Below are 15,040 nucleotides of genomic sequence, written 5' to 3'. Positions count from 1 at the left end.
GATTAGTTAAGGTAATAAAGGTGCGGAACACAAGCAAACGCAACGACGCGCCCCCATCGTCTAGAGGCCTAGGACACATCCCTTTCACGGATGCGACGGGGATTCGAATTCCCCTGGGGGTATTGAAAATTTAACTCTGATATCAAATCGATATCTAGTATGTAGGGTGGGCATTTGCCCGCCCTTATTGCTATTAGGACTTACGCACGGATAGCCAGAAACCGGGTTTTTGCTGAGAAGACACGTGAGATCCCGCAGCAACGGCAAAAATCGGCTTGATTTAGTTTGGTTCCTGGTGCATAGTTGAGCGATTTACCCCGGATTATTGAGCGGATACATGGGCTCAATATAGTTGAACACTTAGACAGCTAATAGCAGCAAAGGGAGTGCGATGTACATACCTGTTACTTTCGACCACAGCGGCATCCAAAGGAACGAAGCAATAGAAATAAAAGTTAGAAACTTTAAAGACTTAAACTTACAGGAAAGACATATTGAAGAGTTCTTACGCAAAAACATTAATTTGCTCTTTGGGGATGACCAAACTCTTCTAGTTGTAGGTCAACAAGTTCGTAATGCGAGTAACGGGATTAGCGACCTGACTGCCATCGATGCAGATGGCAATATTGTTCTAATCGAGATTAAACGCGACGTACAAGACATCAAAGCCAGAAAAGAACCTTTTGAATTTCAAGCTATCAGGTATGCCGCGAGTTATGCCAAAATTTCTACACCTGAATCCCTTGTAGAGTTGGTCTATAGTTCGTATATCGAGATCCACAAAGATGAGTATGAATTAGGTGATTTGACTCCTAGTGAAAAAGCGAGACGAGAGTTGAATAAATTCTTGTCAAGCAATGACGCACTCAAAACCTTTAACAAAAAACAACGAATAATACTTATAGCCTCATCCTTTGATGAGCAAACCCTTTCTGCTGTTGCTTGGTTGATTGCAAATGGGGTAGACGCTATCTGTCTTAATATCACTCCTGTTTTTATAGGAGAGCAAGGTTTTTTGAGTATTGAGAAAATTTTGCCTCCGGCACAACTGGATGATTTTTACGTGGGTTTAGCCGGAGAATCTTCTACAATCAAGGAAGAAATTATATCCACTGCTTCTGCCTTTAATAGAACTTGGCTACCTCGAATGGACCAGTTGTTTGAGTGGGAATTAATCAAAGCTGGGGATAGCCTTGAAATTAAAAATTTTGAAAGCTCTGAAGCTATAATAATTGATGATACATTTGTCAGATTTAATGGGGAAGAAATCTCCTATAATAATTGGGGAAAGAAAGTTACTGGTTGGTCTTCTATAAATATTTATGAATGGGCAATGCTTAGTTCGATTAAGAAGACATTACATGAACTAAGGATGACAAAAATGGCAGAGTTGGAAGCAAAAGCCAGGCAAAGTGAAAAAGTTTAAAACGAAGATGTGGGATAGATTACATACAAAGTTGTGAGAAGGGATATTAGATCGTGTCCGCTCGATCGAAATTCCTGTAGTAGGTTGGGTTGAACTTAGTGAAACCCAACATCAACTGTTGTTGGGTTTCATTATTATATAACAATCATCAATCCTGCAACTTCAGCAACGGTTCAATCTGCTGCCTTTGAAACTGCAATTCATCCGCCAAAGGCTGGTAAATTTCCCGATCGCCCGATTCATTGCAATAATCCCACAAACCATTGTAACAGTGCCTATCGTCGTCCCAACCCGGATGGTTAACAATCGGATACAAGCAGATTCCCTCTATCGGAACTCCTGCTTTCATCGCCGCCATTACCTCAGTGCACACATAATTAAACCAGACAGGTCTAAAATCGTCTTCAGTGCCTGTTTCTGCTACGAATAAGGGGCGGCCGTAGCGCTCAAACACTTCTTGCAGCAGTTCGCGAAACGGGCGGTACAGCGGATCGGTGTATTTCATCGGCTCTTCATTGTGAATCCACTGATTGCGATCGTAATAATTCACCCCAATAATATCGAGATATTTTTCCTTACCGCCCAGTTCCGGGCGAAAACGTCCAGCTAACATATCCCAAGCTTGATATTGAGATAAGCGATAACCTTCCGCTGCGTCCCGATCCTCCGGTTTGTCAGGATCGGCAATAATGTTAATTGTGGGATCGATTTGAACGATGCGAGTGCTGGGATTGACTTCCCAAACTGATTCTATCGCTGCGATCGCAGCTTTGATTAACTGGATTTTGAGCTCGTCTCCCCGCCCTTTCGCAAACGGATTGATGTAGGCGACATCGCCGCCGGCCCAAGCAATAAATGAAATTTCATTGACAGGTGTTACAAAAGGTGTTTGGTCTGTTTCCTCAGTTAGCACTTCCATAAAAGCGCGCACCATGCTTGCAAACCTGGACACAAATTCGGGACTGAAAATATCAATATCGTCAGGCCAGCCGTAGTGAAACAAATCCCAAATTACCTGCATTTTCATGTCGCGGGCGGCGCGGATAATTGGCAGGGAACTGGAAAAATCGTATTTTCCGGGCGACTGTTCAATTAAGTGCCAGCGGAGGCCTTCGCGGACTGTGTAAATGCCTTGCTGTTGCAATCGCTGGTAGTCGGCGACTGCAAATTTATCGTGGCCAGTAGCGGCGGTTACGTCGAGACGCTTTCCTGATAGCAATTTGTGGGTGGAACATTCAAAACCGCCCATGAAAAAACTTTGAAACATCAATCGAATGGGTAATGGGTCATTGGGCATTGGGCATTGGGCATTGGGCATTGGGCATTGGGCATTGGGCATTAGGAATTTAGAAATTGGTAATTGTTAACTAATAACTAATAACTAATAACTAATAACCGATCCCCCATGCCCCATGCCCCATGCCCCATGCCTGATTAGCACTGAGTAATAGCTTGCGGCTGTGAACTTTCTTCGGGAATATCCCAGCCGAGAGTTGCCGCCGCGATCACCTCTAGGGGAAACTTGGGAGTGCGATCGGCATACAGCAAACCGTTAGCTTCTTGGAAAGTATCGGTTAACTGCGTGTAACAAAATCCGCTGAACATTTCCACTCGGTTTACCACCTTCAACAGCGCGCAGTAGCGCCTTTGCAGTTCGATCGTGTCCGACGCGCGCACGTAGCCCCAAACCCTGTAAAAATCAGGGTTTTCGCGACCGGCGCAGGCAATGCCACCAAATTCTGTCAGCATCATCGGCTGTCCTTGGTGCGGGTGGCCGTCGAGGGTGAGGACTCGCCCGCCGGGACGCCCGCGATCGAACAAATCGGCTAGCTGGACTTCGGGCCCGTAGCGCTTGGCTAGGGTTTGCGGGTTGTTGTCGTAGTCGTGAATCGCCAGGATGTCGGTATCGATGCTTTCCCAGCCGTCGTTACCGATGACGGGGCGAGTCGGATCGAGGGTTTTGGTCAAGAAATACAGCGCTTGCACGTAGTTGCGGTGGGCTGCGGCTTCGACTAAATTCGGAACTCCCCAGGATTCGTTGAACGGCACCCAGACTACGATACAGGGGTGGCTGCCGTCGCGGTCGATGACTTCTGTCCACTCCCGCGTCAGCCGTTGCACGGCTTTGGGAGTGAAGCGGTAGGCGCTGGGCATTTCTTCCCAAACTAGGAGCCCCAGCACGTCTGCCCAGTACAAAAATCGGGGGTCTTCGATTTTTTGGTGCTTGCGGACGCCGTTGAAACCCATTGCTTTGACTAATTCGACATCGTGGCGCAAAGCTTCGTCGGAGGGTGCAGTCATCAGGGTGTCTGGCCAGTAGCCTTGGTCGAGTACCAGTCGCAAGTAGTAGGGGCGGCCGTTTAGCATGAAGCGATCGCGCTGGATGCTGACAGTCCGCATGGCGGTGTAGGATTTAATCTCGTCGAGTAGTTTGCCGTCGGCCCACAACTGCACTTGAGCGTTAATTAGCGTCGGCTTTTCGGGACTCCACAGCAGTTCGTTGCGGTAGTCGTCGATACCAGGGTCTGAGAGGGCGATGCGGCGGTGGATTTCGCCGTTGATAACTTCGTAGGTGTCGTTGACTAGCAGCAAACAGCCGATCGACAGTTTAACTTTAATCTGGATTCCCGACTGGCGATCGCCCGCGACAAACGCTTCAAAACCGATTTCCCAGCGTTCAAACTGCGGAGTCCAGCGGATGCGCTCGATATAAGTGTGAGGCACCAATTCTACCCAGACTGTCTGCCAAATACCGGTCGTGCGCGGATACCAAATACTGTGGGGCTCTATTTGCCAGTCTTGCTTGCCGCGTGGTTGCTCCAAATCTTGCGGGTCGTCGTGGGCCCAGACTGTCACCCGCTGCTGCCCGTTGAGGTTCACAACTGCTGTAATGTCTGCGGTGAAAGGAGTGTGTCCGCCTTCGTGTTCTATGACAAACTGACCGTTCACCCAGACGCGGGCGCGGTAGTCTACGGCCCCAAAGTGGAGGAGAACTCTGCCTTCTGTGTGGGGTACGTCAAATTCGCGTTCATACCAGCAGTTGGCGTGAAAATTCGTGTCGCCGATCCCGCTTTTTGCGGATTCTGGAGCAAACGGCACTTCTATAGTGTGAGTCCACTCCGAAATATCGATCGGCTGCACACAGTGGCCCGCGTCATCGTAAGCAAACCTCCACTGACCATTGAGACAAATCCAGTTGCTCCGGCGCAGTTGGGGGCGCGGATAACCTGTTTTCCGTCCTTGAACTGTCACCTTACTATCAAGAGTTGCAGACTCTTCTATCTCGCAGTTTTCTAGTTCTCTACCTAACCAACTCATCGGCACATCTACCCAAAGTTATATTTATAGGTTAGCTACAATTACCACCACTTTGACAAGTTTTTTGCTGATTAATTTGCAAAAGTTCTGCCCATTAAAACAGCCTCATCTGAAGGCTCTCTTGTGCTGAAGTCATTAGTCAGAAGAAGAAACAATAAACCAGGAAGAAAAAACCAGGAAGATTTTTCGTATACCCCCCTCCCCCCCTCTCCCTCTAGCTAGCTAGACTTGGCAAACCTTCTAACGGTTCAGTTAGCTCACTTTTGAGATAAAATTCTTCTGCAAACGGCAAACACTGAAATATTTGCTGTAGTCCCGTGAGTTCAAATAGAATTCTAACTTGTTCGCTCATGGCAGATATCAAAAGTATACATTCGCTGTCTCTAACTAATTTCACGATCGCCACTACAGCCATTAACTCGGAATTTTTCAGGAAATTTATTTTTGAAAAATCCAGCATAAGAATTTTGCCACCGCTTTCAATGAGGCGCTGTATTTCTTTCTGAAACTGAGCAAATTGAGAAACTTCCAAAACCTCATGAGACAAAACTATTTTAACGATAACGTTCATTTTTACCTCAATGCTTGTTTGAATTATTAAATAACTTTTGATAAAAACCTAGTAAGGTGCTCCATCAGCACCTTACCTTTTTACCAGGAACTCGCAACTTCCAGCTACTTGCTAACAGATTTGATGTTGCCGTTGCCGTTGCCGTTGTTGACAGCAGCGACTTCTAGAGAAGCTGCGGCTGGGCGAGGGGCAACTCCATTGGATGAGCTTACATTAGAGGCAGAACCGTTAACATTTTCTACCAATTCAATCATCGGCTTGGTAGTAATTTGTGTGTAAGTTGTCAGAGCTTGAGCAACCACTTGATCCATGTTGTAATACCTGTAAGTGGCCAGCCTTCCCACGAAAGAAACTCCCGGAGTTGCATCAGCCAATGCCTTATATTTCTTGTAAATTTCGGCATTTTCTGGACGCGGAACTGGGTAGTAAGGGTCTCCCTCAGCTTGGGGATATTCGTAGACAATGCTAGTTTTTAGATGCTCTTGTCCGGTGAGGTATTTAAACTCGGTACAGCGAGTATATAAATGCTCGTTAGGGTAATTTACCACCGGTGCTTCTTGGTGTACAGGTACGTTCAGCGTTTCGTGCTTAAATTCCAAGGAACGGTAAGGAAGTTTGCCGTAGCAATAATTGAAATAGGAATCGACTGGCCCGGTGTAAATCATTTCCCCGTAAGGGATAAAACCCTCAATCTCCCGGTAGTCGGTATTCAGCATCACCTTGATGTTTGGGTGAGAAAGCATCTTTTCAAACATCCGAGTGTAGCCGTGCAGGGGCATTGCTTGATAGGTATCGGTAAAATAGCGATCGTCCCGGTTAGTGCGAGTAGGTACGCGCGCAATCACTGAGTTGTCGAGTTCCGACGGGTCCATTCCCCACTGTTTGCGGGTGTAGTTGCGGAAGAATTTCTCGTAAAGTTCGCGACCGACTTTGCTGACAACTACATCTTCGGAAGTGCGAATGTAATCCTTTGGTTCTGCTACTTTCGCAAAGAAATCTTCAACTTCAAATGAGGTGAGATTCAGTCCGTAAAGTTTGTTTACGGTGTTGAGATTGATCGGAATTGGCAGCAGTTGACCGTCAACACTGGCGAGGACGCGGTGTTCGTAGGGCCGCCAGTCTGTGAACCGCGAAAGATACTCGAAAACAGGGCGCGAATTGGTGTGAAAAATGTGGGGGCCGTATTTGTGTACGAGGATGCCATGATTGTCGTAGTGATCGTATGCGTTGCCGCCGATGTGGTTGCGGGTATCAATTATCAGGACTGTTTTTCCGGCTTCATTTGCGAGTCTTTCGGCAATGACGCTACCTGCAAATCCCGCTCCGACGATTAAATAGTCAAACATTAAAACACCTCTGATTTTTAGTAAGGTAATTGGGAATTGGTAATTGGTAATTGGGCATTGGGCATTGGGCATTGGGCATTGGGCATTGGTAACAACTCACAAATAACCAACAGTCAACAGCCAACAGCCAACTGACTACTGACTACTGACTAATGACTACTGACTAATGACTTCTGCCTTGTGCCTTCGATCGCACTTTCGATCAACCCCAGCATTTCGCCCCAGGTATTGTCCCAAGAATTGTCTGCTAAAAAGGCATCTACTTCACTCAGCCACTTGGTGCGAACGTCCGAACTTTCGCTGAGGATTTCTTGGGCACAAGCAACGAATTCTTCCGAATTGCTAGCAATCCGAACCAAGCCGTTGTCTCCGTAAGGCCGCACCACGTCGCGGATAGGAGTAGAAATCACAGGTTTGCCGGCAGCGAGGTATTCTGGAGTTTTCGTCGGACTAATAAACTTAGTCGATTCGTTAATCGCAAAAGGCAGCATGGCGATATCCCATCCGCCAAGATACGCTGGCAATTCTTGATAAGATTTGCCGCCGAGATAGTGGATATTTGGGTGAGTTGGCAGAGTTGTCGGATCGATTTTCACCACCGGGCCAATGATGACTAAATGCCAGTCTGGCCTTGCTTGGGCCATGCCCGCCAGCAGTTCGATATCCATGCGTTCGTCTATGACGCCATAAAATCCCAAACGCGGGTGAGGAATATCTTTTTGATCCGCCGGTTCTTCTGAAAGATTCCTGGCTGTCGCAAAGTGTTCTTTTTCGATGCTGCTAGGGAAGGGGTGAATGTTGGGGTGCTGGTGCTGTTTAGCTTCGTAAAGGTTGTGTCCCCCGGTAAATACTACGCTGGCGCGCTTTAATAATTGGTTTTCATTGGCTTTTAAATCCGGGTGCGCGCCTTGAAATGCTGACAGTTCATCCATGCAGTCGTAGACTAGAGCTAGCGGCTTTAAGTGGCTTGTGAAACTGACAGCCATTGGTGTGTAATACCACAGAATATACTGGCTAATTTCTGCCGCTCGAAACAAATCATCTAGCATGGCTTGCTGAGCAGTTTGTGCTGTTGCTTCGCTGGTTCCTTCGCTCAGGTGGGGTACTATTACCCAGACTCCGCTTTCGTGGATGCTGACATCAAGCCACCAATCTGTAGCCGCGCTAAACACAGGTTCTTCTACAAAGAATACGCGACGTTTTTTGGCACAGCGGCTCAAGAGATGTTGCGGACGCTGATAGACAAAATTCCACCGCAAATGAGACAGGCAAACTAAATCTGGTGCATCTAAAGCCTCAGTTTTTGATAAGTTGGCGCGCAATGCGGGCGAGGCAGCGAATTGAGAGGGCGATTTGGCTGGATCTATAGAGGTAAATCGGATCTCCCATGCTCGATCTTTATTGCTATAATTATTGTTTACTGAGTTTTCTGGGGGCGACATATTAGCCTCTGGAATTTGTCAATGAAAATTTGTCAGTTAAAAGTGGTCAATAGGATATATTTCTCAGCCGTGTCTTACTAAAAGCCGCAAGCATAAATCTGAGAACTTTTATTGACGAGCAAGCGCCGCATTCAGTGAGCCAAACAAAGAAACTGTTTAGCTGCGAAAAAAACAGGCTTATCTACTTTTTTCAGAATTGAAACTTAGAGATAAGTTAATATTGTTAGACTTGCTATTGTTGTTAAATGTAACCCAGTTTTTCTGCCCTAACTTCTATCTGAAGGATGACTTTTATCTCAGGAGACACCTAGCTAGCAAGCTGGGTTCAAAAGCCGTTAAAATGCCGATCTACCTTGTAAAATGACTCTTAACTGGCAGGTACGGGGTGAAACAAGAGCGAGTTTTATTGCTTTATTTGAAGATGATAGAAAATTTGCCATCAAGTTTATGTTGCTTTTTGATTTGACCAACCTTGCTTTTTTTAAATCATCCGATCGCTATTAGGGAAAATTTGTATCCTAATATACAAGGTTTCGTCAAAGATTTCTTACTTCCGATAGATTAACAATTAACAGTTTATGCAGTGGGGTTAAACTGACACAATATCACCTATCTCAACAATATCAAAGAAAACAGGTAACGGCAACGATAAACCTAAGATTTTATGCGAGTCTGTGCCAAGAAACCAAGATGATGACATTTGCCCTGTGGGCGTCAGTTTAACCTCGCGCCCACAGCACAAATGTCAATCATCCCTCTAAGGGCGGGTTCGCCGATATCTGCAATCAAACGCAAAATATCCACGTAAACCCGCGACTAGAAAATAGCAGCAACTTTACAGTCGGCGGCTGTCAATTTTGGCGATTCCCCCTCCAAAGGCAAAATCTTGCACCGTCGAACTCTTTAAGAAATCGTGAGGGAAACCCAATTCAATTGCACTTACTTTGTCTAACTGCTGCATTTGTTCCGGGGTTAATTCAAACTCCAAACAAGCGAGATTTTCCTGAAGTTGCGAGAGTTTGCGCGAACCCACAATCGGAATAACTTTGACTGGCTGTTGTCGCAGCCAATTTAGGGCTACTTGAGAAGCAGGTTTGCCAATTTCGGCTGCTATTTTGCTAACTTCGTCAGCAATTTTGAGGTCTCGTTCGTTAATTTTTCCCGATTCAGGTGAATTCAGCCGTTTAGCTTCGCTGGCTGTTTCTGAAGTGTTGTATTTTCCTGTCAGCAAACCGGCTGCTAAGGGACTCCAAGCTGTGACGCCAATATCAAAGGCTTTTGCCATAGGGATCAAGTCCCGTTCAGGAGTTCGCTCTTTTAAAGAATACTCGATTTGCAAGCCGATAAATGGTGTCCAACCGCGCAGATTGGCGATCGTATTTGCTTGAGAAATAATCCAAGCCGGCGTATCGGAAATGCCGATGTAAAGAACTTTGCCAGCGCGCACCAAATCGTCAAAAGCGCGCATTACTTCTTCGACGGGTGTGGTAAAATCCCAAGCGTGCAGCCACAGCAAATCTATGTATTCAACTTGCAGCCGCTTCAAACTTGCTTCTACTGCTTGTACCATATTTTTGCGGTGGTTGCCGAAACCGTTGATTTCGCCATTCTTCATATTGAGGCTATACTTAGTGGCAACTACCCATTTTTCGCGATCGGCTGCGATGAACTCACCGACATATTTTTCGCTAGTACCGTTGGTGTAGAGATTCGCGGTATCAATGAAATTGCCGCCGGCTTCTGCAAAGGCGTCGAACATTTTCCGGCTTTCGTCGTAGGAACCGCCCCAACCCCACTCTTCCCCAAAAGTCATGGTTCCGAGGCAGATTTCCGAAACGCGAAGTCCGCTGTGACCTAGTAGCTTGTATCTCATGTCACCCTTCCGTTAGTTAGTGGTTGTTAACAGTTTAGATCGGGATTTCCCAAACTGTTGCCATCAGTCGGGGTGGTGGGTTTTACGGGGCCTTAGCGCTGTGCTTAATGTTGAATGTTTTGCCAAGTTAATCAAAATGTCGTAGCACGGGCGATCGGCTTACTAATGTATTTAGGATTACATCAATAAATTAAAATACACTAAAATGGCAAAACAAATATCTACCTTTAGATAGGTATTTTATGAAATGAGTTAAATAAAAAATGCTATCTTAAATAATCAGAAAACCAGACAGAACTAGAGAAAAAATTAATGTAGCTAAATTAACTTTTTAGCGTTATAGTGATTTATAGATTACACAAACTAGGTGACTCACTTGGCTGATATCGTTGATACCGCCGTTTCGGCTGGATCTTTTACAACCCTAGTTGCTGCTGTCAAAGCTGCTGGTTTAGTAGATACTCTCAAAGGCGCTGGCCCCTTCACAGTTTTTGCACCTACTGACGAAGCTTTTGCTAAGCTTCCCGCAGGTACTGTAGACGCACTGCTTAAGGACATTCCTAAGCTCACAAAAATCTTGACTTATCATGTCGTTTCTGGCAAAGTTATGGCTGCTGATGTAGTCAAGCTGACATCTGCCAAGACAGTTGAAGGTTCAGAAGTAAAAATTGATGCTTCCAACGGCGTCAAAATCAATGATTCTACCGTTACAACAGCCGATGTTGCTGCTGATAATGGTGTCATCCACATTATTGATTCAGTCTTGCTTCCTGCGTAAGCACAGATTTAGATAGCGCAATACTATCTTGAGGGCGGTGGCTGTTGTTAGCCACCGCCCTGTTTTAGTTGATAGTTGAGATTTAAATATTTTACGCAGCTCGATAATTAAAACTATCGCTCTTTTATCTGTCTAGGCGGAGGAAAAGTGGAAATCAGGATCATCTTCAATTACAGGAATGGCTCCCTCGGCGCTATTCTAATCAGGGACTAGGTTTCAGCGATTTTCCTTGATTATAGGACTTACGCATTGACAAAAGAGTGATATACCGCTGCTTTAGTTCCTGAGTAAACGCCATAAGTCGGCAAAATCCAACGTGTAACAGACTAAGAAAAATTGATTACCCGTCCATTATGATGAAGCTGAGTTGCCGCCTCTTTAAAATCAAGGAAAACGCCTTGGAGTTGGTTGGAAAAAGCGGAACGTTATAGTTTAATCGCTATCTAATTTATCAATAGTTCCAATTAACCTGTAAAGCGATATTAAACTAGGTTTTTTCGCTCCAATATTCTCATCAAACCTCGCATTAAGCTAAAGTTTATCACCTTGAGTTTCAATTTTTTAAGGGCTATTTTTAGGGTTTTAATAAATTACTTTGACACATTCCTCAAGCCAACAGTTCACTCACAGCTACGCTAAAACCTGTAAGTACCTTTTGAGTGTTAACAACTTCATCCGCATTAAACAACAGCCAGCGCTGCCCTGCATTCACAAATATCAATCTAGCTTCAGGAAATAGCAACCAAACTTCTAAACATCCCGATTCCAAATATTCCTGAGCTTTCGCAAATAACTCTTCGCCACTATCTTCGGGGGAAGCAACTTCCGCTATCAAAGGAAAACTTTGGGAAAATGCTGTAAAATTGCCTGATTCTGGCAGCAGTTGTGGAGTGATGTAAGCAACATCGGGACGGCGACCCTGCTTGCCAGTGCGGCAAAGGACTTCTGTAAGAACTTCTCCTCCCTGTCCGCTGGAATGTTTGTAATTTCTCCAGGATGTAGATAGTTTAGATTGAGCGAGACCGTGCTTGAATGTCATTCCTGTTTTCTCCACTAAGTTGCCGTCAACCCATTCCATTCTATCAGGAGGCTTGACTAAAAACTCTTCGAGAGATATGACTTTTTCTGGCTGAGATTCTGGGTAAATTTCGGGTGTATTTTCTAATTTGGGATGTAATTCTGGCTCTGAGTTTTGGTCGGGATTTTTGGATATAATTATAGTAGCTGTCATGCTAGCAACCTCTCTTTAACGATTATAATTGTACAAGCGATCGCTCTCGATCGCATCTTTACGATCTTATGGAACTTGGTAGATTTTGTCTTTTCAACTTAGCCCGACAATTTATATATCATAGCAATTCAGAAAGGTGACTTTCATGATTCTCTCAAACCGTTTTTCTGAAGCCCTCACCTATGCTGCCGAATTGCACGCTACCCAAGTTCGCAAAGGTTCCGGCGTTCCCTACATTGCCCATTTGTTGGGCACTGCTAGTATAGCTTTAGAATATGGGGCAAATGAAGATGAGGCGATCGCAGCTTTGCTTCACGATGCGATCGAAGATCAAGGCGGCGCCACCACCCGCGAAGCCATCCGCCGCCGCTTTGGCGATACCGTCACAGCGATTGTAGACGGCTGTACCGACAGTGACGCGACGCCGAAACCCCCTTGGCGTCAGCGAAAACAAGCTTATATCGATCGCATTTCTACAGCTTCTGGCTCGGTAAGATTAGTCTCGGCTGCTGATAAACTTTATAATGCCCGATCGATCCTGAAAGATTACCGTCAATTAGGCGATACTGTTTGGGAACGCTTCAAAGGCAAAAAAGAAGGTTCTCTCTGGTATTATCGTTCGTTAGTAGAAGCATTCCGCCAAGCTGAGTTAACGCCGATCGTTGAAGAATTAGACCGCACAGTTTTAGAATTAACCAAGCTTTCTGAAGACAAAAAGTAAAAATCAACAACCAATAACTAATAACCAATAACTACTAACAAATGGCAAATGTTCGCTTAGAAAATATTACCCGACGCTACCAAAACGTCACCGCGATCGAAAACATCAGCTTCAAAATCCCGGACGGGGAATTTTGGGTATTAGTCGGGCCATCCGGCTGCGGGAAATCCACAATTATGCGGACAATTGCAGGTTTAGAAACCGCCACTTCCGGTAATCTTTACATCGGAGATAATTTAGTTAACAACATTCCGGCGAGACAGCGGGATGTTGCAATGGTGTTTCAAAATTACGCGCTTTACCCGCACATGACTGTCGCAGAAAACTTGGCTTTTGGATTGCGGATGCGGAATGTTGACCCAACTAAAATCCAAGAACGAGTCGAAACAGTCGCCCGATCGCTCTCGATCGACCATCTCCTCAAGCGTAAGCCCAAACAGCTATCAGGCGGACAGCAGCAGCGCGTAGCACTGGGAAGGGCGATCGCCCGCGAACCGAAAGTATTTCTTTTAGATGAACCGCTTTCTAACCTCGATGCTCAACTACGAGACGACACTAGAGCAGAACTCAAACAACTGCATCAACGGCTGGGAATTACCACAATTTACGTCACCCACGATCAAGTGGAAGCGATGACTTTAGCTGATAAGATTGTAGTCTTAAATGGGGGAAAAATTCAACAAATTGGAGACCCGCAAAGCATTTATGCCAAACCAGCTAACCGCATGGTTGCCACATTTTTAGGCAATCCCGCCATGAACATTTTGCCTGTAATATATACTAACGACTCCTTTCAAATAGGAAATCAAGCTTTAGCCTGTCCGCCCTCAATTCAGAAAAAATTGCAGGCGAGAGAAGGACAAGGATTTGATTTGGGCATCCGTCCAGAAAATATAGAAATCTTTACCCCACAAGCAGTAGAAGATGATGATTTGAAAAGCGATGTTTGGGCTTTAGAAAAAGTTCCTCTCGATGTAGAGGTAAAAGTAGTGGAACCTCTGGGGCGAGAAACTTTAATTCGGGCTAGTTTGCCTTTGTTGAGCGCTGAAACTACTGTACAGCTACAAATACCTGCGAGTGTTCGCTTGCGATCGGGCGATCGGCTGACGGTACAGCTTGACTTCGATCGACTATTTATATTTGACCCTTCCACAGGTGAGGCGCTGTATCCTTAACTGGATTGAACAGGACTTACGCACGGGTAATCAGCCGCCGGTTTTTTTTAGTCGCAGTGCCTAAGTCCTGTTCAATCTAAAATCTAAAATCTAAAATCTAAAATCTAAAATAGACTGAGCCTTCCAGTGGGAAAGTCTCGATTCTTAGTTATAAAAGTTTACACTTGACATTTATTAATTTACGAAGTAATGATACGATTAGTATTGGCACAACGGCAAAACGTCTCCCCAAAAGCTGATATTTCCTGAATCGGGGCGATCGCGACCCACAACGCCAGCATCTTCGCGCTAAGAAGCGGCTTTACGCCCCGACTTGGGAGCAACTAGCGAACCAAAAACTCAGAAAAACGTTCTAGCGGCATTTTTAGATGAATCCCGACAACCTGCCTCAAATGCTGCAAACAGGATTTCACCTAACTTTAGGTGCAACTTCCTTTTTAATTGAAACATTGCAAGATCCTCTGAAGCGAGAAGAAAATCTTGACAAACTGAAGTCAGATTTTGGCCAGCTAGCCGATGAGCTGCTGGAGAAAGGAGAAATGACTGAGCGAGAAGCCCGGAATTTTGTAGATACTATTTTCTCTCAACCGGGCGATCGGGAGAATGCAGATAGCGAATCTGTCTCGCCCAAGCAATCAGATGCAGCGACTGATGCTCCTCCCGAGTCGGTTGTACAGCCTAACGTAAAGCTAGAGATTCAAGAATTAACTGCACACATGGCAGCGCTGAGGGCCGAGTTGGAAAATTTGCGCGCCGAAAATTCCCAGTATTAAAGAATCAAGAGTCTTTAACACAGCCGGAGTTTACTTGCCAACTTACTTGCAAAGTTATTTGCAAACTTATTTAAGAGAACAAAACTTTAGTCATTGTCCCATTGTTCAGAACCGATCAGGTCGGCGATGCGATCGCGCAGCAAGAAGTCGCATTTTTCTAATTCGCACTCTACACAGGCCCATTCCCGAGGCGGAATGAATTGGCAAAGCGTGTATATAGGCTGTTGGCGGCTCAGCACGCCCTCGTGGACTAGGTGACGCGCTTCATCTTGGATCACATCTAAAGAGTATTGGATTTGGGGAATAGTGGAGTGAATCATAATGCGCCCTCAATGTTTTACTAAAAAATTTTATGGCCCTGGTAATAATATAGTCCAAACTTACGA

The 15,040-nt window shown here is 45.4% G+C and carries 13 protein-coding genes and 1 tRNA gene; 6 read left to right on the top strand and 8 right to left on the bottom strand.

Features of this window, described 5'->3' with window-relative positions:
- The first annotated feature begins 49 nt into the window (after positions 1-49).
- Both QUA43_RS21670 and QUA43_RS21665 read left to right on the top strand, forming a co-directional pair.
- Positions 50-122, top strand: a tRNA-Glu gene (locus QUA43_RS21670).
- A 269-nt stretch (positions 123-391) separates the two neighbouring features.
- Positions 392-1,426, top strand: coding sequence for a hypothetical protein (locus QUA43_RS21665; protein ID WP_333376388.1), 1,035 nt, complete (start codon positions 392-394; stop codon positions 1,424-1,426).
- Between the two features lie 148 nt (positions 1,427-1,574).
- Here the strand turns inward: QUA43_RS21665 and QUA43_RS21660 are convergent, their stop codons facing one another.
- The 6 genes from QUA43_RS21660 to QUA43_RS21635 all read right to left on the bottom strand — a co-directional run bounded on the left by QUA43_RS21660 (position 1,575) and on the right by QUA43_RS21635 (position 9,976).
- Complete coding sequence (locus QUA43_RS21660) at positions 1,575-2,723, bottom strand: beta-glucosidase (protein ID WP_333376386.1); 1,149 nt, start codon at positions 2,721-2,723, stop codon at positions 1,575-1,577.
- A gap of 137 nt (positions 2,724-2,860) precedes the next feature.
- Positions 2,861-4,744, bottom strand: coding sequence for a glycoside hydrolase family 2 TIM barrel-domain containing protein (locus QUA43_RS21655; RefSeq protein ID WP_333376384.1), 1,884 nt, complete (start codon positions 4,742-4,744; stop codon positions 2,861-2,863).
- A gap of 214 nt (positions 4,745-4,958) precedes the next feature.
- Positions 4,959-5,315, bottom strand: a complete 357-nt coding sequence (locus QUA43_RS21650) for an STAS domain-containing protein (RefSeq protein WP_333376383.1) — start codon at positions 5,313-5,315, stop codon at positions 4,959-4,961.
- Between the two features lie 104 nt (positions 5,316-5,419).
- On the bottom strand, positions 5,420-6,661 hold the full coding sequence (gene glf, locus QUA43_RS21645; protein ID WP_333376381.1) for a UDP-galactopyranose mutase: 1,242 nt from the start codon (positions 6,659-6,661) through the stop codon (positions 5,420-5,422).
- A gap of 149 nt (positions 6,662-6,810) precedes the next feature.
- Positions 6,811-8,103 (bottom strand): glycosyltransferase family 1 protein, encoded by a 1,293-nt coding sequence (locus tag QUA43_RS21640; RefSeq protein ID WP_333376379.1) that lies wholly within the window; start codon positions 8,101-8,103, stop codon positions 6,811-6,813.
- Positions 8,104-8,938: 835 nt separating this feature from the next.
- Entirely contained in the window at positions 8,939-9,976 is a 1,038-nt protein-coding gene (locus tag QUA43_RS21635) for an aldo/keto reductase (protein ID WP_333376377.1), read from the bottom strand.
- Between the two features lie 376 nt (positions 9,977-10,352).
- Here QUA43_RS21635 and QUA43_RS21630 point away from each other — a divergent pair, with 376 nt between their 5' ends.
- On the top strand, positions 10,353-10,754 hold the full coding sequence (locus QUA43_RS21630) for a fasciclin domain-containing protein (RefSeq protein WP_333045778.1): 402 nt from the start codon (positions 10,353-10,355) through the stop codon (positions 10,752-10,754).
- A 607-nt stretch (positions 10,755-11,361) separates the two neighbouring features.
- Here the strand turns inward: QUA43_RS21630 and QUA43_RS21625 are convergent.
- Positions 11,362-11,985, bottom strand: coding sequence for a Uma2 family endonuclease (locus tag QUA43_RS21625; RefSeq protein WP_333376375.1), 624 nt, complete (start codon positions 11,983-11,985; stop codon positions 11,362-11,364).
- A gap of 145 nt (positions 11,986-12,130) precedes the next feature.
- On the opposite strand from QUA43_RS21625, the gene QUA43_RS21620 reads away from it, so the two are divergent.
- From QUA43_RS21620 to QUA43_RS21610, 3 genes are all read left to right on the top strand, one after another.
- A complete protein-coding gene (locus tag QUA43_RS21620) occupies positions 12,131-12,706 on the top strand; it encodes an HD domain-containing protein (protein WP_333376373.1) in 576 nt (191 codons plus the stop codon).
- Positions 12,707-12,747: 41 nt separating this feature from the next.
- The gene (locus QUA43_RS21615; RefSeq protein WP_333376372.1) at positions 12,748-13,881 is read left to right on the top strand and encodes an ABC transporter ATP-binding protein; all 1,134 of its coding nucleotides are present in this window, start codon (positions 12,748-12,750) and stop codon (positions 13,879-13,881) included.
- Positions 13,882-14,249: 368 nt separating this feature from the next.
- Positions 14,250-14,654, top strand: coding sequence for a hypothetical protein (locus tag QUA43_RS21610; protein WP_333376370.1), 405 nt, complete (start codon positions 14,250-14,252; stop codon positions 14,652-14,654).
- An 86-nt stretch (positions 14,655-14,740) separates the two neighbouring features.
- Here the strand turns inward: QUA43_RS21610 and QUA43_RS21605 are convergent, their stop codons facing one another.
- Positions 14,741-14,974 carry a DUF4327 family protein gene (locus QUA43_RS21605; RefSeq protein WP_015178688.1) on the bottom strand — a complete coding sequence of 78 codons (234 nt, stop codon included), beginning with the start codon at positions 14,972-14,974 and terminating at the stop codon, positions 14,741-14,743.
- Positions 14,975-15,040 lie beyond the last annotated feature (66 nt).

Source organism: Microcoleus sp. N9_B4, from assembly GCF_036701635.1.
Lineage (GTDB): Bacteria > Cyanobacteriota > Cyanobacteriia > Cyanobacteriales > Microcoleaceae > Microcoleus.
Note: the sequence above shows the minus strand (reverse complement) of the source record. Positions and strands in the feature narration are given on the sequence as shown.